17 protein-coding genes and 1 pseudogene are annotated in these 17,198 nt (G+C 72.6%); 13 read left to right on the top strand and 5 right to left on the bottom strand.

All coding sequences use genetic code 11. The annotated features are described in order from the left end of the window. Positions 1 to 170 precede the first annotated feature (170 nt). Positions 171 to 920: a FadR/GntR family transcriptional regulator gene (locus DEJ12_RS17245; RefSeq protein WP_111031049.1), complete on the bottom strand. Its 750-nt coding sequence runs from the start codon at positions 918 to 920 to the stop codon at positions 171 to 173. A gap of 238 nt (positions 921 to 1,158) precedes the next feature. On the opposite strand from DEJ12_RS17245, the gene DEJ12_RS17240 reads away from it, so the two are divergent. From DEJ12_RS17240 to DEJ12_RS17215, 6 genes are read left to right on the top strand one after another with little or no spacing between them, the layout of a single operon-like run. Beyond that, positions 1,159 to 2,577, top strand: a complete 1,419-nt coding sequence (locus DEJ12_RS17240) for an MFS transporter (protein ID WP_111031047.1) — start codon at positions 1,159 to 1,161, stop codon at positions 2,575 to 2,577. After that, a complete protein-coding gene (locus DEJ12_RS17235; RefSeq protein ID WP_111031045.1) occupies positions 2,574 to 4,295 on the top strand; it encodes a dihydroxyacetone kinase family protein in 1,722 nt (573 codons plus the stop codon). Before DEJ12_RS17240 ends, DEJ12_RS17235 begins: the two co-directional genes overlap by 4 nt. A gap of 25 nt (positions 4,296 to 4,320) precedes the next feature. Continuing rightward, positions 4,321 to 4,806, top strand: a complete 486-nt coding sequence (locus tag DEJ12_RS17230) for a ribose-5-phosphate isomerase (protein ID WP_071406070.1) — start codon at positions 4,321 to 4,323, stop codon at positions 4,804 to 4,806. Further along, complete coding sequence (locus DEJ12_RS17225) at positions 4,806 to 5,621, top strand: triose-phosphate isomerase family protein (RefSeq protein WP_111031043.1); 816 nt, start codon at positions 4,806 to 4,808, stop codon at positions 5,619 to 5,621. The genes DEJ12_RS17230 and DEJ12_RS17225 overlap by 1 nt, the downstream gene beginning before the upstream one ends. Next, positions 5,618 to 6,463, top strand: coding sequence for a sugar phosphate isomerase/epimerase (locus DEJ12_RS17220; protein ID WP_111031041.1), 846 nt, complete (start codon positions 5,618 to 5,620; stop codon positions 6,461 to 6,463). Before DEJ12_RS17225 ends, DEJ12_RS17220 begins: the two co-directional genes overlap by 4 nt. After that, on the top strand, positions 6,460 to 7,377 hold the full coding sequence (locus DEJ12_RS17215) for a phosphogluconate dehydrogenase C-terminal domain-containing protein (RefSeq protein ID WP_111031039.1): 918 nt from the start codon (positions 6,460 to 6,462) through the stop codon (positions 7,375 to 7,377). Before DEJ12_RS17220 ends, DEJ12_RS17215 begins: the two co-directional genes overlap by 4 nt. Here DEJ12_RS17215 and DEJ12_RS17210 read toward each other — a convergent pair. Then, complete coding sequence (locus tag DEJ12_RS17210; protein ID WP_111031037.1) at positions 7,352 to 9,004, bottom strand: hypothetical protein; 1,653 nt, start codon at positions 9,002 to 9,004, stop codon at positions 7,352 to 7,354. The two genes, DEJ12_RS17215 and DEJ12_RS17210, sit on opposite strands and share 26 nt — an antisense overlap. 80 nt (positions 9,005 to 9,084) lie before the next feature. On the opposite strand from DEJ12_RS17210, the gene DEJ12_RS17205 reads away from it, so the two are divergent. Then, complete coding sequence (locus tag DEJ12_RS17205) at positions 9,085 to 9,846, top strand: SDR family NAD(P)-dependent oxidoreductase (protein ID WP_111031035.1); 762 nt, start codon at positions 9,085 to 9,087, stop codon at positions 9,844 to 9,846. A gap of 164 nt (positions 9,847 to 10,010) precedes the next feature. Here the strand turns inward: DEJ12_RS17205 and DEJ12_RS17200 are convergent, their stop codons facing one another. Then, positions 10,011 to 10,967, bottom strand: coding sequence for a DUF1648 domain-containing protein (locus DEJ12_RS17200; RefSeq protein ID WP_258370644.1), 957 nt, complete (start codon positions 10,965 to 10,967; stop codon positions 10,011 to 10,013). Next, the gene (locus tag DEJ12_RS17195; protein ID WP_111024843.1) at positions 10,964 to 11,314 is read right to left on the bottom strand and encodes a GntR family transcriptional regulator; all 351 of its coding nucleotides are present in this window, start codon (positions 11,312 to 11,314) and stop codon (positions 10,964 to 10,966) included. The genes DEJ12_RS17200 and DEJ12_RS17195 overlap by 4 nt, the downstream gene beginning before the upstream one ends. Before the next feature lie 122 nt (positions 11,315 to 11,436). Between DEJ12_RS17195 and DEJ12_RS17190 the strand changes: the two genes are divergently transcribed. Together DEJ12_RS17190 and DEJ12_RS17185 are read left to right on the top strand one after the other, a co-directional pair. Beyond that, positions 11,437 to 11,631: a hypothetical protein gene (locus DEJ12_RS17190; RefSeq protein WP_071246336.1), complete on the top strand. Its 195-nt coding sequence runs from the start codon at positions 11,437 to 11,439 to the stop codon at positions 11,629 to 11,631. A 74-nt stretch (positions 11,632 to 11,705) separates the two neighbouring features. Beyond that, positions 11,706 to 12,239 carry a hypothetical protein gene (locus DEJ12_RS17185; protein WP_111089914.1) on the top strand — a complete coding sequence of 178 codons (534 nt, stop codon included), beginning with the start codon at positions 11,706 to 11,708 and terminating at the stop codon, positions 12,237 to 12,239. A gap of 9 nt (positions 12,240 to 12,248) precedes the next feature. On the opposite strand, the gene DEJ12_RS17180 is transcribed toward DEJ12_RS17185, so the two are convergent. Next, positions 12,249 to 13,619: a PLP-dependent aminotransferase family protein gene (locus DEJ12_RS17180; protein ID WP_375334591.1), complete on the bottom strand. Its 1,371-nt coding sequence runs from the start codon at positions 13,617 to 13,619 to the stop codon at positions 12,249 to 12,251. Between the two features lie 87 nt (positions 13,620 to 13,706). On the opposite strand from DEJ12_RS17180, the pseudogene DEJ12_RS18340 reads away from it, so the two are divergent. The 4 genes and pseudogenes from DEJ12_RS18340 to rlmN form a co-directional block, all read left to right on the top strand. Beyond that, positions 13,707 to 14,159, top strand: a pseudogene (locus tag DEJ12_RS18340) (pyridoxamine 5'-phosphate oxidase family protein); the annotation flags it as partial. A 134-nt stretch (positions 14,160 to 14,293) separates the two neighbouring features. Further along, the gene (locus DEJ12_RS18170) at positions 14,294 to 14,455 is read left to right on the top strand and encodes a hypothetical protein (protein ID WP_220034815.1); all 162 of its coding nucleotides are present in this window, start codon (positions 14,294 to 14,296) and stop codon (positions 14,453 to 14,455) included. Positions 14,456 to 14,637: 182 nt separating this feature from the next. Next, positions 14,638 to 15,591: a C40 family peptidase gene (locus DEJ12_RS17170; RefSeq protein ID WP_111031027.1), complete on the top strand. Its 954-nt coding sequence runs from the start codon at positions 14,638 to 14,640 to the stop codon at positions 15,589 to 15,591. 93 nt (positions 15,592 to 15,684) lie between these two features. After that, entirely contained in the window at positions 15,685 to 16,917 is a 1,233-nt protein-coding gene (rlmN, locus tag DEJ12_RS17165; RefSeq protein ID WP_017885785.1) for a 23S rRNA (adenine(2503)-C(2))-methyltransferase RlmN, read from the top strand. The last annotated feature ends 281 nt before the right edge of the window (positions 16,918 to 17,198 follow it).

Below are 17,198 nucleotides of genomic sequence, written 5' to 3'. Positions count from 1 at the left end.
GCCGGACCCAAGCGGTGTTGCCGACCCGGCAACACCGCACGGTGCGGGGCGGGCGCGCCCCGGGCCTCCCGTCTGCCCTGATCGTGAGTACAGGACGTCGGGTCGGCTCGACGGACCCGACCATTCCTGCTCACGAAGCGAGCGCGAGCGCGCGCGACCGCGCACGAGCGCTACTCGTCGGCGGGCAGCGGCTCGGCGTGCTCGATGCGGGCGCTCGCCGTGGCCATGTGCGCGTCCATCGCGCGCTGCACGGCGGACACGTCGCGGACGCGCAAGGCCTCGAAGACGGCGCGGTGCTCGTGGAACGCGGCCTCGGTCGCCTGCCGGGTCTGCACGCGCCGCGCGACCCAGACGCTCAGCATCGAGCGCAGGCTCTGCAGCAGGTCGGCGAGCACGTCGTTGCCCGACGCCCGCGCCAGCAGGACGTGGAACCGGACGTCGGCGTCGATGAAGGCCTGCGGGTCGTCGAGCGTCGCCTCCTGCCGGACCAGGTACTCGCCGAGTTCGGTGATCTGCTCGTCGGTGGCGCGCTGCGCGGCGAGGATCGCGGCCGTGCGCTCCAGCGAGGACCGGATCTCGAGCAGCTCGCGGGTGCGGTTCGACGCGAGCATGAGCCCCCACGACAGGGTCGTCGGGAGCAGGTCCGAGGTGCCGCCGCGCAGGTAGGTGCCCGAGCCGGGGCGGATCTGCACGATGCCCAGGATCTCGAGGGCGGCGAGGGCCTCGCGGACCGCCGAGCGACCCACGCCGAGCCGCTCGGACAGGACCCGCTCCGCCGGCAGCCGCGACCCGGGGGCCAGCTCGCCGGCGGTGAGCAGCGAGACGAGCTGTCGGGCGACCACCGAGGCGGGTGACCCGACGGGCACCGACTCGAGCTCGAGTCGGATGTTGAGGGGGTCGTCCGGGCTGAACGCGGGCATGGAGTGAGCGTACCGGTCGGTCAACCGGTTGCGGCGAGAGCAGCGTCAGCGCGGCGAGCGGCGGGGCGAGCAGCGGGGAACGCGCGGAATGGTCAACCGGTTGACAAGTGGGCCGAGCGCGACGCACACTGGATCAGGCGCACCGATGCGCCCGCTCCCGATCCGCGCAGCAGCACGGACCATCCCGGCGCAGCCGCCAGGACGGGAGTCGTACCACCCCCACCGAGCAGGAGTCATCGTGGACATCCCCGCCACGCGAGGCATCCCCACCTCGGTCGTCGAGAAGACGGCCATCCGCAAGATCGCGATCCGCATCGTGCCGTTCGTGGCACTGATGTTCTTCATCAACTTCCTCGACCGCACCGCGATCTCCTTCGCCGCCCCCAACGGCATGGAGGCCGACCTCGGCCTGACCGCCGCCCAGTTCGGCTTCGCGTCCGGTGTGTTCTTCATCGGCTACCTCGTGCTCGAGGTGCCGTCCAACCTGGCGCTGCACAAGTTCGGCGCCCGGATCTGGCTCGCTCGCATCATGATCACGTGGGGCATCGTGTCCCTGCTCTTCACGTGGGTGCAGAACTACCCGCAGCTCGTCGGCCTGCGCTTCCTGCTCGGCATCGCCGAGGCCGGCTTCTTCCCCGGCGCGATCCTGTTCCTGTCGACGTGGGTCCCGGCCCGGCACCGCGGCAAGATGCTCGCGCTCTTCTACCTGGCGCAGCCGCTCACGAGCGTCATCGGTTCCCCGCTCGCCGGCTGGCTGATGACCCACGAGGGGATCCTCGGCGGCCTGGCCGGGTGGCGCTTCATGTTCCTCTGCGTCTCGATCCCGGCGATCATCGTCGGTGTCCTGTGCCTCTTCGTGCTCAAGGACAAGCCGTCGCAGGCGAAGTGGCTCGACGAGGACGAGAAGGTCTGGCTGGAGACGACGCTCGCTGCCGAGAGCGCCGCGAAGGGCGGCGGCGCCGGTCACGGCAAGGGCGGGCTGCGTGCGGCCTTCGGCTCCGGCCGCGTCTGGATGCTCGCCGCGGTGTACTTCGGCTTCATCTACGGCCTGTACGCACTCAGCTTCTTCCTGCCGACGATCATCGACGGCTTCCAGGAGCAGTTCGGCACCACGTTCGACCTGTTCCAGAAGGGCCTCATCACGGCCATCCCGTACGTGCCGGCCGCGGTCGTCCTGTACTTCTGGTCGCGTGACGCCTTCCGTCGTGGCGTCCGGGTCTGGCACATCGCCGTCCCGGCCCTGGTCGGTGGCCTGAGCATCCCGGTCGCGCTCTACATGAACAGCCCGGCCGCCACCGTCGCGGTCATCGCGATCACCGCGTGTGCGATCTTCGCGGCCCTGCCGAACTTCTGGACGGTCCCGACGCAGTTCCTGACCGGTGCCGCCGCAGCCGCGGGGGTCGCCCTCATCAACACCGTCGGCAACCTCGGTGGGTTCGCCGCCCCGTACATCACGGGTGCCGTCAGCGAGTGGACCGGCGGCTACCAGGTGCCGATGTTCATCGTCGGCTTCTTCATGGTGCTGTCGAGCGTGCTGATGTTCGTGCTCGGCCGGAACACGAAGCGCAACGAAGCAGCTGCCGCGGCGTCCGGAGCCGACACCGCGGTCGCCGCCACGGACGGACCGACCGCCATCGCGAAGGAGGCCGGCGCATGACCCGCCTGTTCAACGACCCGGCGGACTTCGCCGACGAGATGGTGGACGGCTTCGTCGCCGCCAACCGCGCCCGGGTGCGCAAGGTGCACGGCGGGGTCGCCCGCTCGACCACCAGCCCCGAGGGCACCGTCGCGCTCGTCGTCGGCGGTGGCTCCGGCCACTACCCGGCCTTCGGCGGCCTCGTCGGGCACGGCCTGGCGGCCGGTGCCGCGATGGGCAACCTGTTCGCCAGCCCGAGCGCCCAGCAGGTCACCGCGGTCGCGAAGGCGTCCGAGCACGGCGGCGGCGTGCTGCTGAGCTACGGCAACTACGCGGGTGACGTCCTCAACTTCGACGCGGCGGCACGGGCACTCGAGGCACAGGGCATCGACGTCCGGACGGTCCGCGTGACCGACGACGTCGCGTCCGCGCCCGTCGACCAGGCACACAAGCGTCGCGGCATCGCGGGGGACCTCTGCGTGTTCAAGGTGGCCGGCGCGGCCGCGGAACGCGGCGACGACCTCGACGCGGTCACCGCGATCGCGACCCGGGCCAACGACCGCACCCGCAGCTTCGGGGTCGCGTTCTCGGGCTGCTCCCTGCCCGGCGCCGACGAGCCGCTCTTCACCGTCCCCGAGGGGCGCATGGCGATCGGCATGGGCATCCACGGCGAACGCGGCATCGCCGAGGCCGACGTCCCCACCGCGGACGGCCTGGCCGACCTGCTCGTCGACAAACTCCTCACCGAGCTGCCGTCCGGCGTCACCGCGGACGGTGCCCGCGTCGTCCCCATCCTCAACGGCCTCGGCTCCGTCAAGTACGAGGAACTCTTCGTCGTCTTCGCCGCCGTCCAGCGGAAGCTCACCGAGGTCGGCATCGTCGTCGTCGAGCCCGAGGTCGGCGAACTCGTCACGAGCTTCGACATGGCGGGCGTCTCGCTCACCCTGTTCTGGCTCGACGACGAACTCGAGCAGCTCTGGGCCGCCCCCGCCGACGCCCCCGCCTACCGCAAGGGCGGCGCCGTCCCGCAGCAGCCGGTGCCGGTCGAGGTGCTCGAAGCCGGCATCGTCGTGCCCGTGACGCCCGGCACCGAGGAGTCCCAGGCCGCAGCAGTCCGCGTCGCGAGCGCGATCGCTGCGATCCGCGCCACGATCGACGACCACGCCGACGAGCTCGGCCGCATCGACGCCGTCGCCGGTGACGGCGACCACGGCATCGGCATGCAGCGCGGCTCCACCGCCGCCGACCGTGCGGCACAGGACGCCGCCGCCCGTGGCGCCGGCGCCGGTTCGGTCCTCGCGATCGCCGGAGACGCCTGGTCCGACAAGGCCGGTGGGACGTCCGGTGCGATCTGGGGTGCCGCCCTGGAGGCACTCGGTCGCGTCCTCGGCGACGACGAACGCCCGTCGGCCGCCACGGTCCAGAGCGCGGTGCACGCCGCCACCGAAGCCGTCCTGGCATTCGGGGCCGTCCCCGGCGACAAGACGATGGTCGACGCGCTCGTGCCGTTCGACCAGGTCTTCTCCGCCCGGGTCGACGCCGGTGACGAACTCGTCGACGCCTGGTCGGCCGCCTCGGCTGCAGCACAGACCGCGGCGGACGCCACGGCCGACCTGTTGCCCCGGATGGGCCGCGCCCGCACCCACGGCGAGGACGCCGTCGGCACACCGGACGCCGGCGCGATCTCCTTCGCGCTCATCACCGCCGCGGTCCTGGCGACCATCGCCGTCCCCGCCTGACCCCCACCACGAAAGGCACACCCGCATGAGTGAGCAGCAGTTCCGTATCGTCGTCGGTTCGGACGACGCCGGCTTCGACTACAAGGAGGTCATCAAGGCCGACCTCGCGAAGGACCCCCGCGTGGCCTCCGTCGTCGACGTGGGCGTGGACGCCGACGGCCACACCGCCTACCCGCACGTCGCCGTCGACGCCGCCCGTCTGGTGGCGAACGGCGAGGCCGACCGCGCGATCCTGATCTGCGGCACCGGCCTCGGCGTCGCGATCGCGGCGAACAAGGTCCCCGGCATCCGCGCCGTGACCGCGCACGACTCGTTCTCGGTCGAGCGCTCGATCCTGTCGAACGACGCCCAGGTCCTCTGCATGGGGCAGCGCGTCGTCGGGGTCGAGGTCGCGCGCCGGATGGCGAAGGAGTGGCTCGGCTACACCTTCGACCAGACGAGCGCGAGCGCCGAGAAGGTCAACGCGATCTGCGCCTACGACGGCTCCGCCCCGGTCGGGACCGACGCCTGATGCCCGCGACCACGGCAGCCGCCCCGGTGACGATCGGGGTGTCGCTCAAGATGTACTTCAGCCACGCCCGGACGCTCGAGTGGGCGGCCGCCGTGGCCGACATCGCCCGGAGCCACCCGGCGGTGCGGTCCGGCGCGGTCGAGCTCTTCGTGGTGCCGACGTTCCCGTCGCTCGTCCCGGTCCGTGCGGTGATCGGGGACGCCCCCGTGACGCTCGGCGCCCAGGACCTGGCGTGGGCGGACAGCGGCGCCTTCACCGGCGAGGTCTCCGGTGCGGAGCTCCGTGAGATCGGGGTCGACCTCGTCGAGATCGCACACGCCGAGCGACGCGAACTCTTCCACGAGACCGACGACGAGATCGCCGACAAGGTGCACGCGGCGTACCGCAACCACCTGCGGCCCCTGGTCTGCATCGGCGAGACCGAGCGCGCCGCCGACGGCGACCCCACGGCCGCGATCGCCGAGGTCACCGCGCAGCTCGACCGCTTCACCGCCACCGCGACCGCCGACGGCCTCGCCGGACCGCTCATCGCCGCGTACGAGCCGGTGTGGGCGATCGGCGCCCCGCAGCCCGCGCCCGACGAGCACATCGTCGCCGTCCTGGCCGGTATCGAGCAGCACCTGGCGACCCGGCCGGAGCTCGCCGGCTCCGTCGCGATCTACGGCGGCAGTGCCGGCCCGGGCCTGCTGACCCGCGGTGCCGGACGCATCGGCGGCCTGTTCCTCGGCCGCTTCGCCCACGACCCCGAGGCGATCCGCACGATCCTCGACGAAGCCGAGGCGCTGGCCGCGACGCAGGACGGAGCACCGGCATGACCTCCCTGCTCGGCCTCTCCACGTACGCCTACTTCTGGCGCATGTCCGACCGCGTCCCGTCGCCGATGTCCCTCGACGACGCCCTGCGCGACGCCGCGACCCACGACGGCGTCGACCTGTTCCAGATCTGCGACCACCTGCCGCTCGACACCGCGACCGACGAGCGCCTGGCCGCGATCCGGTCCCTGGCCGCCGACCTCGGTCTCACGCTCGAGGTCGGCACCCGCGGCACCCGGCCGGAGCACCTCGCCCGGTACCTGCACGTCGCGCAGCAGCTCGGCGCGACGCTCGTGCGGAGCATGTGGACGAGCGGTGCCGACCAGCCCGACGCGGCCGAGACCGAGCGACGCCTGCGGCAGGCACTCCCCGCCTACGAGCGCGCGGGCGTGACCCTCGCGCTGGAGACCTACGAGGTCGTCGCCACCGCCGACCTCGTCGCGGTCGTCGAGGCGATCGGCTCCGACCGCCTCGGCATCTGCCTCGACCCGGCGAACACCGTCGCCCGACTCGAACACCCGGCCGACGTCGTGGCGATGACCGCCCCGTACGTCGTCAACTGGCACGTCAAGGACTCCGCCTTCACCCGCTCACCGGGCTGGGTCGGGTTCCAGTACACCGGCGTCCCGATCGGCACCGGGGTCCTCGACCACGACGCCGTCCGTGCCGCGGTCGAGCCGGACACCCGGGGGATCAACCGCGTCATCGAGTTCTGGCTGCCGTGGCAGGACGAGCACGCCGGCGCCGAACCCCTGCCGGGGGAGACCCCCGCACAGACCACCACCCGCATCGAAGCGGCGTGGACCGAACACACCATCGAGTACATCAGGAGCAAGGAATCATGACCGACACCGTCACCACCACCCACACCGTCGCTGCCGGATCCGGCACGGCCGACGTCACCGTCGCCGTGATCGGTGCCGGCGGCAAGATGGGCACCCGCGTCTCGAACAACTTCGCGAAGAGCGAGTACACCACCCTGTACAGCGAGGCCTCGCCCGCCGGGCAGGAGCGCATCCAGGCCCTCGGCCGTGAGATCACCGACAGCCTCGACGCCGCGAAGGCCGCCGACGTCGTCATCCTCGCCGTCCCGGACGTCCTGCTCGGCACCATCTCGGAGCAGCTCGTCCCCGTCATGAAGTCGGGCGCCAGCATCCTGACGCTCGACCCGGCCGCCGCCTACGCCGGTCTCCTCGCCAAGCGCGAGGACATCCACTACGCCGTGGCGCACCCGTGCCACCCGTCGGTGTTCCTCGAGCGCACCACCAAGGCCGAGTGGGACGACACCTTCGGTGGCATCGCCGCCCCGCAGGAGGTCATCGCGGCCTTCGACGCCTCGGAGTCGCTCGGCGACGAGGGCGACCGCGCCAAGGCCGTCGCCGAGGCCGTCATCACCACCATGTACGCCCCGGTCATCCAGGTGCACTGGGTCACGGTGAAGCAGCTCGCCGTGCTCGAGCCGACCCTCGTCGAGACCATCGCCTGCATGATCGGCGACTTCCTCAACGACGCCCTCGAGGAGACCGTCACCGGTGTCGGCGTGCCCCGCGAGGCCGCCCGCGCCATGCTCTACGGCCACACCTGGATCGCGCTCACGAACGGCCTGCGCGGCTCGAACCCGTTCTCCGACGCCTGCCACATCGCGATGGGCTACGGCCGCGAGAAGCTCATCAAGGAGGACTGGAAGCAGGTCTTCGACGACAGCGAGCTCGACTCGGTCATCGCGAAGATGCTCAAGATCGACGCAGTCCGGCGCTGAGCCGGACCGCCACCGACCACCGCGCCGACCCGTCAGCGCGCCCGGACCGGAACGCCCCGCCGACCCCTTCCGGCGGGGCGTTCCCCGTGCCGTCGGCGGCCACGAACCCGCGCGGCCCCCACGCCTCCGCCAGCGTGATCGAGGCCACGCCCGGCACCGTCAGCGCCCGCACCGCGTCGACGAACCACCGCGCGGCGGCCGGCGTGTGCTGCGCCGGGTCCGTCGCGTCCGGAACGGTCTCCGGCCCGTACCCGTGCTCGACGGTCGCGTCCGTCTCGACCCGGGTCGGCGCCGTCGCCACCGCGTTGAACCGTGGCCGCAGCGTCACCGGTCCGACGTGCAGCGCCCTGCCGGCGGCCAGCCTGGAGGCGCTGCTCACCACCCAGCGCTGCATCCGGATCGACTCGGTCACCTGTTCGGGCGACCGGTCGTGCATCTGCGGCGTCACGCTGCAGGTCAGCGGGCCGTCCCAGCCCGAGAACACCGCGATCGAGCGGTTCAGCTCGGTGAAGTGGGCCCGGGTACCGGCGACGACCTCCAGCGCGCCGACCGCTGCCACCGCTTCGCGCAGTGCCCGCTGCAGCGCCGGCGTCGTCACGTGCGACACCGGGTCGAACGCCCCGACGCGAGCCACCGGCCCGCCCGCGAGCACCGCGTCGATCGCCGCGCGCAGCAGCACCGGGTCGTCGGTGACGAACCGGACGTCCAGGGGAGCGCCACCCGCGTCCCGCCGGGCCGAGGCGAGCACCGCCTCGACGTTCGGTGCCCCGAGGACCGGTTCGACCAGGATCGGGAACCCGCGGAGCAGGTCGGCATCGTCCGGGCGCGCAGCGACCGGTGCCGAACCCGCGAGCAGCTGGAGCGTCGGCGACGGCGTGACCACGGCACCGGGACCCGGCCCGTCGAGCGCCGCGAGGTCCGGGGCGGGGGAGGCTGCGCCTCCCGACCGGGCGCCCGGGGCACCTGCCGGACCGACCGCCGTCGCGCGCAGGCTGAGCCCCTGCCGGACCGTCGTCCCCGGCGTGATCGCGACCGGGAACGGCTCGGCGAGTGGCGTCGAGTACGTCTTGAACGAGGCGTCGGTCCAGTTCCGCTGGTCCTCGGTCTCGAACACGTTGCCGGTCAGGTCGAGCGACAGCGCGCTCGCGCCCACCGACCAGTCGAGCCCGGCGACGTCGACGGCCGGCTGGTGCGGCGCGATCCAGAACGGGAACGCCGTCGCGGTGGTGTCACCGGACGGATGCCGCACCGTGAGCGGCTGCCCGGCCAGGGTCGGCGGGTGCAGGACGACGAACCCGACGCGGTTGCGGCGGAAGGCCCGTGTGACCGTCCCGACCGTGGAGACCCGCAAGGTGTCGTCGTCGAGCGTGACCTCGAGGACGGTGCGCACGACCTCGACGCCGTCGTACCGTGCGCTGGTCTCGATGCGGATGCGCGCGTCGTCACCGTCCACCGTGCGTGTCAGAACGGTGTCGTCGGCGGTGCGCCAGTCGTGGTCGCGGACGACGAACCGGACGGCACGCAGGACGAGCACACCCCGGAACGCGACGTCGGCGAGTTCGGCTCCGCGCAGTGCCAGACGCCAGGGCCCGACGGACACGATCTCGTCGTTCGACGTCGCAGTCATGGTGCATGCCTAGCACCGGTCAACCGGTTGGGCAATGATGGGGGTGACGGAGCAGCGCTGCTCCGAGGACGGAGTCCCACATGACCGCACGACTCGACGGCCGGACCGCACTCGTCACAGGAGCGGGGTCCGGCATCGGCCGCGCGATCGCCGACCGCTTCGTGGCCGAGGGGGCCACCGTCGTCTACGCCGACCGCGACGCCGATGCGGCCGCCGGTGCCGCCGCCGCAGCCGGCCCGACCGCGGTGGGCCTGACGATGGACATCGCCGACGAGGTGAGCGTCGCCGCAGGGTTCGCCGACCTGGCCGAGCATGGTGCGACCCCCGACGTGGTGGTCGCGAACGCCGGTGTGCAGCTGTTCGGCCACGACGCGAAGGTCGCCGACCTGTCGCTCGAGACCTGGGACCGCACGGTCGCGGTCAACCTCACCGGCACGTTCCTGACGATCAAGCACGCCGTCCGGGCGATGCTCGCGGGCGGCACCGGCGGGTCGGTCATCGCCACCGGGTCGCCCACCGGCCTGAACGGCGAGGGCGCCGACTTCGCGGCGTACTCCTCGACCAAGGGCGGCATCCACGCACTCGTCCGGGCGACCGCGATGGCCTACGCGCGGGACGGCATCCGGGTGAACACGGTCGTGCCGGGCTACACCGAGACCGGCCTCGTGTCGGCGATCTCCGGCGACCCCGAGGCCCGTGCGGCGATCGTCGCCCGCACCCCGCTCGGTCGCCCGGGCACCCCCGACGACGTCACCGGGATCATGGTCTACCTGGCCAGCGTGGAGTCGTCCTACGCCACCGGGGCGGAGTTCCGCGTCGACGGTGGCATGACGAGCCTCTGACCCGGCGCACGGCCCGCCCGTCCTGCGAAAGCGACAGTGTTCCACCGAACGTTCGCGGCACACTGTCGCCCTGACGGGACAGTCGCTGCAGCGATGACGAGGTCTGTCGCTTCCGCGGACAGGTCCCGCCCGCCACACCGCCCTGGAGGCCCGGTGCGGCCCCGTCAGGCCGTCTCGCGCCCGGCGAGCAGCGCGCCCAGGGCCGCGGCACCGCCCGCAGCGTCGGGCACGGTCACCATCCGCGCCTGCCCGCCGCGGAGCCGCGCGACCAACCCCGGCCCGGACCGCACGACGTAGGCGACACCGCGGCCCGAGATGCGGTAGCCCCAGCCGCCCCACTGACCCGGGGACACCTGCTCCCAGCCGCACGACTCGATGCGGTCCAGCGGGACGCGCATGAGGGGGATCCTCGTCCAGGTGGACGTGAGCCGCATGCCGCGACGGTCGACGGTGAGCTCCACCCGCGCCAGCACCAGCACAGCGAGCCCCGCGAGCACCATCGCCAGGCCGGAGACGACCGCCGTCGTCACCCCGGCCGACGCCGTCCAGACGGCGGTGCCGACGCCGAGCACCACGACGACTACCCCGAGCACCGCGAACCACCGGCTGCCGACGCGTGCGCGCCAGGCGACGCGGGTGTCGGGCCCGACCGCCAGGGGAGCGACATCGTGGGCCGGCACGGGTGCAGCGACCCGGAACAGTGCGAGCACGGGGACGGCGGCGACCACCACGGCGACGAGCAGGAACGGGACCGTCCACCAGGGGGACAGGGTGCCGTCGCCGGCCGTGTTCGTCCACGCGAGCACGACCCAGGCCGTGCCGAGGGTCCCGGCCAGCAGGTTCGCGACGAGCAGCACCGTGGCTGCCGTCCGCCTGTCGCGCCAGCGCAGCGCGGAGAACGCGAGTACGACGGCCACCAGTGCCACCGCCAGGGTGACCCAGAAGGCCGTCCACGGTGATCCCCAGCCGTCGGCGGTGCCGTCCGTCCGGAAGTGGATCGCGATCCGCGCGGGCATGGTGGACGCTGCGAGGACCGCGGTGAGCACCAGTCCCACCGCGACCAGGAGCCCTGGTGCCGTCACGGCCAGCCGTGTGCCGGTGGTCATCGGTCGAGTCGTCATCGTGCCCCCTTGATCATCGTGAACAGGTCGTCGAGCGAGACGCCCAGGGTGTCCGCCTGGTCACGCAGCTCGTCGACGAGCGTGCGCAACCGGTCGAACGAGGCGTTGCCCGATCGCAGGACCGTCGCACCGCGGCCGCGCCGCAACTCGATCAGTCCGTCGTCCTGCAGCAGCGCGTAGGCGCGCAGGACGGTGTGCATGTTGACGTCGACCGAGGCGGCGAGGTCCCGCGCAGCGGGCAGCCGCTCGCCGTTCCGGAGCTCGCCGCGGGCGATCGCATGGCGGATCTGGGTGGCGACCTGCTCTGCCAGGGTCGCTCGCGCCTGCGGGTCGACGGTGATCAACATGTTCGCATTCTATGCGAACAATCCGGCATCGCACCAGGGCTGGTCCACCCGTTCGGAACCAGTTTGGCCGCGGAACGCAGCACGTGGTTCCGCGGCTCCCGGCACGCGTACCGTCCGTCTCGATGACCGAATCACCCACCACCACCGCCCCGTCGAACTACGAGTCCGCCGACGGTGTGGACCCCCTGCACGTCACCACCTACCGACAGGTCCGCAAGGCCGCCCGCCGCGGACACGCGCTGCCCGGCGACGCCGGAGAGCCGTCCCTCGCCGACCTCGTGAACGCCCGGAAGAACGGCACCGCCGAGTCCCGCTGACGCAAGCTCACGATCCGGTCTCGATCGGGACACGACGACGCGAACGGCACGACGGCGCTGCCACGATGACGTCCATGGTCTTCTTCCGGTCCGCACTGCCCCTCGTCGTCGTGAGCGCGGTCCTCGTGTCCGGCTCGCTCGCCGGTTGCTCGACCGATACCGATACCGATACCCACGCCAACGCAGCGGCGCGGTCGACGTCGACTCCGAAGGCGACCTCGGAGACCTCGGACGCCCAGCCCGTGCGCGGTGCGACGGACCCGATGGAGGAGGACCGGAGTGCTGCGGCGATCTGCGGCCAGATCAGTGCGCTGACGACGATCTCGCTGAACGCGACGGTCGGCCGCAGCCAGGGCGATCTCTCCGAGGCGCAGTACCAGGCACTGATCGCGGCGGAACGCTTCGGCTACGAGCACCTGTCGAGCAGCGACGAGGAGCTCGATGACGCGATCGACTACGCCCACGAGTACCTCGACGCGCACCCCGCACCGAAGTCCGGGCCGGCGCTCGAGATGACCCCCGAGTGGGAACTCGTCGGGCGGACCCTGATCACCGCGTGTCAGCGGGCCGGGTCGAACGTCGTGGGCACCGCCCAGTACGGCGGCTGACGACCCGGATCAGGCTCCCGTGACCGCCGTCACCAGGGCGTCGAGCGCGCGGTCGAGCTCTGGCATCGTCACGGCGCCGTAGCCGAAGACGATGCCCGGCGGCGTGCTGCCGGGTGCGAGCCCGTACTCCTCGAGCGACGCCACGACCACCCCGGCGTCCGCCAGCCGACGCGCGATCTCCGCCCCGGTGGTCGGACCCGACCACGTGACCACCGCGTGCAGTCCGCCGTTCAGGGCACGGGCCTCCAGGCCGGCGACGTCGCCGAGCCGAGCCGCGATCCGTGCCCGGCGGTGCGTGTAGTCGCGGCGCACCCGACCCAGGTGCCGCCGCAGCGCGCCCGTCCGCAACAGGTGCACGAGCGCGGCCTGCACCGGTTCGGCGACGACCGCGCCACGTGCCCGACGCGCACCGAGCACCGCGTCCGTCACCGCAGAACCCGCCGCTGCAACCGTCGGCAGCACGAGGTAGGCGCACCGCAGCCGGGGGTCGAGCGTCTTCGAGAAGCCGCCGACGTGCAGCACCACGCCCTCGGCGTCGAGCGCGGCCAGCGCGGGCACGGGCGCGCCGCGGTGCCGGAACTCGGAGTCGTAGTCGTCCTCGACCACCACGGTGCCGGTGGCCGCGGCCCAGGCGAGGAGCCGCCGGCGCCGGGCGACGGGCATCACCGATCCGAGCGGGTACTGGTGGGTCGGGCTGACCAGCACGGCGTCGATCGGTCTGGCGGCCTCGAGCGCGTCGAGGTCGAGGCCGTCGTCGCCGACCGGGACGCCCACCAGGGACCCGCCCGCGCTCGTGACCGCACGGTGTCCGGTGCGGTAGCCGGGGTCCTCGACGGCGATGACGGGTGCGCGGCCCAGCAGTCCCCGCAGCGCCTCGGTGACGAGCGACAGCGCCTCCGAGGTCCCCGCGGTCACGAGCACCCGGTCGACCGACGTCGTGAAGCCGCGGGTCAGGCCGAGCTGGGCGACGACCTGTGCCCGCAGGTCGGGGGAGCCGAGCGGGTCCGCGATCGCGTTCCGGAGCGGGGCCGACGCCGCTGCGTGCCAGGCTGCCCGCCAGTCCCGCTGCGGGATGGCGGTGACGGCGGGGATGCCGGGACGGCTGTCGATGAGCGAGGACGTCAGGGCCGGAGCGTCCGGATCGGGGGAGCGGGCGCCGACCGAAGCCGGCGTCATGCCCGCGTCCACCGTCACACTCGCCGCGACCCGCGCGAGGGCACCGTGCCGCGTCCGCAGGTACCCCTCGCCGTCGAGCTGCTCGTACGCCGCGACGACGGTGCCCCGGGCCACCCCGAGCTCCGCCGCCAGCGCCCGCGTCGAGGGCAGCGCATCGCCCTCGCGCAGGGTGCCGTCGTGCACCATCCCACGCACCCGTGCCACCACAACCGACACCTTGCTCGACTGGTCCACCGTGATCGCCCCGATCTGGTCCAGGCACCGGACCACTGGTGACCCTAGCGTGACGGCATGCCCACCTCGAGCCCCGAACCAGAACCGCCCACCGACGGCCCCTCGCTCCACGTCCGCCGCCTGCGCGACCGTCAGTCCGACGACCCCGCCGTCCTGCACGCGATCCTCGCCGAGGCCCACCTCGCCCACGTCGGCATCGTCCGCGGCGGCCACCCCGTCGTCCTGCCGTTCCTCTGCGCCGTCGGGGACCTCGGGGACGGTCCCGTCCTGCTGCTGCACGGCTCGACCGGTGGTGGGCTGTTCCTCGACGCCGGGGCCGAGGGCGTCCCGGTCGCCGCCACCGTCACCCACCTGGACGGCCTCGTGTTCGCACGCTCGACCAACGACAGCTCGGCGAACTACCGCAGCGCGATGGTCGCCGGCCGCGCCACCGTGGTGCCGACCGACCTGCGCACCGAAGCCCTCTGGCAGGTGGCCGACCACCTCATGCCGGGCCGCCGGGCCGAGGTGCGCGAGATGACCGCGAAGGAGGTCCGCGCTACCCAGGTCCTCCAGCTCCCCTCGACCGCGCGAGCGTCAAGGTCCGAGCCCACGGTGTCGGCGAGGACCCGGCGGACGGTGAGGACCACACCGTCTGGGCGGGCGTGCTGCCACTCGCGGTCCGCGCCGGGGTCCCGATCCCGGGGGACATCTCGGGGGACAGCCCGGTGGACGCCTCGGTCGTCGCGCTGTCGGCTCGCCTCGACCGCCTGGCGGTCGACCGGGAGGCCCGGATCGCCGCAGTCATGCGGGTCACGCCGGTCTGAACCGGGGTCCACCGCCGCGGGCCGGCTCCGGAACGCCCGTGCGCGTCGTCGGAGTGGCCTGCGAGCGGTGCTCGTTCCTGTGACCAGCTGCAGGAACACTCCGGCGCTGCCCAGCTGCGAGCACCGTCGTGACCAATACGTTACTTTCCGGACCGCCGAGTGGTCCCGACCCGGAAGGACCCATGGGACGCCACACCCTGCCTGCAGCAGCCGACGACCGTCAGCCCGCGCGAACGCACACGCACCCCGCGGTCGGCCCCGCGCCGCTGACGTCGGACACGCAGCAGTCCCGTCCCCGTGGTCGCCGCTCGGCCCTCGGCCCCGCGGCCGCCCGCTCCACCTTCGTCGAGCACCCGAAGCCGGCCCGGACCGTGCGGATGCAGCCGCGTCCCGCCCCCGTCGCGTCGTCGGCCGGCAGTGCGGTGCTGAGCCGGACCGCCACCCTGCGTGCCGAGCGCGCCGTCGACCCGCGGCACATCCGTCGCTCCGCCAACGCGAAGCGCGCGGCGATCCTGCTCGCCCCCGCGATCGCGGTGACCTCGAGCCTGACGCTCGCCCTGCCCGCGAACGCCGACACCCTGCCCGCGGACACCCGCTCGGGCACGACCACGGCGCAGGCCGCCCAGACCTTCACGGTGGCGCACGACGTCCAGGTCCCCGTGGTCTCCACCGACGGCATGACCACCACGACGACGATCGTGTCGTACCCGACGCTCGACCTCCGCTTCGGGGTGACGACCGCGCAGGCACAGTCCGCGTTGTCCGCCGCACTCTCGGCCGGCGGCGACCGGGCCACGATCGTGCAGACCGCCCTGCAGTACATGGGGGACCCGTACGTCGAGGGCGGCGCGAGTCACGAGGGCATCGACTGCTCCGGGCTCACGATGGTCGCGTACCAGGCGGTGGGGATCCAGCTCGTGCACTACGTGCCGACGCAGGACGCCGTCGCCACCACGATCCCCGAGTCCGAGGCACTCCCCGGCGACCTCGTCGTGTACGACGACGAGGACCACGTCGGCCTGTACCTCGGCCAGGGACTCGTCCTGCAGGCACCGCACCCGGGCGAGGTCGTCGACATCGTCCCGATGTACTCGGCGGCGCACCACTTCGCGCGCGTCCTGCCCGCCGGCAGCTGACCCGACCAGCCGTGGCGCGGTCCTGGTGGTGACCACCAGGACCACCCGGACGGGGCGTCCCCACCGATCACGGGCCTCCCGTATCCTGGAGTGATGGCTTCCGACACCCGCACCCCGTTCGAACAGCAGCAGTCTGCTCGTCCGCAGGTGCGCCCGCGCACCGAGGGCTGGAAGCAGGCCACCGACACCGACGGTCGCCCGCTGCTGCAGTTCGCGTCCCCGAAGCGTGGCAAGCCGCCCGTGCACCTGGCCGACCTGACGGCCGAGGAACGCGAGGCCCGCGTGAAGGAACTCGGCCTGCCCGGGTTCCGCGCCAAGCAGCTCGCGACCCACTACTTCCAGCACTACACGTCCGACCCGGCCAAGATGACCGACCTGCCCGCCGCCCAGCGGGAGCAGCTCGTCGCCGGGATGCTGCCGCCGCTCCTCACCGAGACCCGGCGGCTGGCGACGGACAACGGCGACACGATCAAGTTCCTCTGGAAACTGCACGACGGCGCCCTGGTCGAGTCGGTCCTCATGCGCTACCCCGGCCGCATCACCCTGTGCGTCTCGTCCCAGGCCGGGTGCGGCATGAACTGCCCGTTCTGCGCCACCGGCCAGGCCGGGCTGACCCGCAACATGTCCACTGCCGAGATCATCGAGCAGATCGTCCGGGCCAACGCCGCGATCGCCGCCGGTGAGCTCGGCGGTGATCCCCGCAAGGGCGGCAACGACCGCGTCGACGCCGAGCGCGTGACGAACATCGTGTTCATGGGCATGGGGGAGCCGCTCGCGAACTACAAGCGGGTGATGGACGCCGTGCGGTTGATGGTCGCACCGCAGCCGAACGGTCTCGGCATGAGTGCCCGCGGCATCACGGTGTCGACCGTCGGACTGGTGCCGGCGATGATCAAGCTCGCGGACGAAGGGATCCCGCTCACGTTCGCGCTGTCCCTGCACGCACCCGACGACGAGCTCCGCGACGAGCTCATCCCGGTGAACTCGCGCTGGAAGGCCGACGAGGCGATCGACGCCGCCCACAACTACTACGTCAAGACGGGCCGTCGTGTCTCGATCGAGTACGCGCTCATCAAGGACATGAACGACCACGCCTGGCGAGCCGACCTGCTCGCCGAGAAGCTCAACAAGCGCGGCAAGGGGTGGGTGCACGTCAACCCGATCCCGCTCAACCCGACGCCGGGCTCCGTGTGGACCTCGTCCGAGGTGCACGTGCAGGACGAGTTCGTCCGCCGACTCAACGCCGCCGGCATCCCGACGACCCTGCGCGACACCCGCGGCAAGGAGATCGACGGGGCGTGCGGGCAGTTGGCCGCGGCCGAGTAGGTCGGTCCTGTTCGTTCGGGAGGCACGGTGCGGGTTCGCACCGTGCCTTCCGTCGTTCCCGGGGTCGCGCTCACCCCCGTCGATCCCCGGAAACCCGGGGGACACGTGCCGTTCACCCAGCTGCGACACGCCCGGGAGGGACAACGGTTGGCAGGGCCCCCGGGGCGTGTGTAAAGTAATCACTCGTTGCCGCTGAGGCGGAGAACGGAACGGCCGAGACGATCACCGGGTTGAACACCTGGAGATGCAGTCCGGACGGGGTCCCGCTCAGGCAACCAACT

This window comes from Curtobacterium sp. MCLR17_059 (assembly GCF_003234665.1).
Classification (GTDB): Bacteria; Actinomycetota; Actinomycetes; order Actinomycetales; family Microbacteriaceae; genus Curtobacterium; species Curtobacterium flaccumfaciens.
This window is presented reverse-complemented; position numbering and strand designations above follow the sequence as displayed.

Coding starts and splice junctions, on each gene's coding strand:
- DEJ12_RS17245 (WP_111031049.1), bottom strand. CDS start 920: ATGCCCGCGTTCAGCCCGGACGACCCCCTCAACATCCGACTCGAGCTC.
- DEJ12_RS17235 (WP_111031045.1), top strand. CDS start 2,574: ATGACCCGCCTGTTCAACGACCCGGCGGACTTCGCCGACGAGATGGTG.
- DEJ12_RS17230 (WP_071406070.1), top strand. CDS start 4,321: ATGAGTGAGCAGCAGTTCCGTATCGTCGTCGGTTCGGACGACGCCGGC.
- DEJ12_RS17225 (WP_111031043.1), top strand. CDS start 4,806: ATGCCCGCGACCACGGCAGCCGCCCCGGTGACGATCGGGGTGTCGCTC.
- DEJ12_RS17220 (WP_111031041.1), top strand. CDS start 5,618: ATGACCTCCCTGCTCGGCCTCTCCACGTACGCCTACTTCTGGCGCATG.
- DEJ12_RS17215 (WP_111031039.1), top strand. CDS start 6,460: ATGACCGACACCGTCACCACCACCCACACCGTCGCTGCCGGATCCGGC.
- DEJ12_RS17210 (WP_111031037.1), bottom strand. CDS start 9,004: ATGACTGCGACGTCGAACGACGAGATCGTGTCCGTCGGGCCCTGGCGT.
- DEJ12_RS17205 (WP_111031035.1), top strand. CDS start 9,085: ATGACCGCACGACTCGACGGCCGGACCGCACTCGTCACAGGAGCGGGG.
- DEJ12_RS17200 (WP_258370644.1), bottom strand. CDS start 10,967: ATGACGACTCGACCGATGACCACCGGCACACGGCTGGCCGTGACGGCA.
- DEJ12_RS17195 (WP_111024843.1), bottom strand. CDS start 11,314: ATGTTGATCACCGTCGACCCGCAGGCGCGAGCGACCCTGGCAGAGCAG.
- DEJ12_RS17190 (WP_071246336.1), top strand. CDS start 11,437: ATGACCGAATCACCCACCACCACCGCCCCGTCGAACTACGAGTCCGCC.
- DEJ12_RS17185 (WP_111089914.1), top strand. CDS start 11,706: ATGGTCTTCTTCCGGTCCGCACTGCCCCTCGTCGTCGTGAGCGCGGTC.
- DEJ12_RS17170 (WP_111031027.1), top strand. CDS start 14,638: ATGGGACGCCACACCCTGCCTGCAGCAGCCGACGACCGTCAGCCCGCG.
- rlmN (WP_017885785.1), top strand. CDS start 15,685: ATGGCTTCCGACACCCGCACCCCGTTCGAACAGCAGCAGTCTGCTCGT.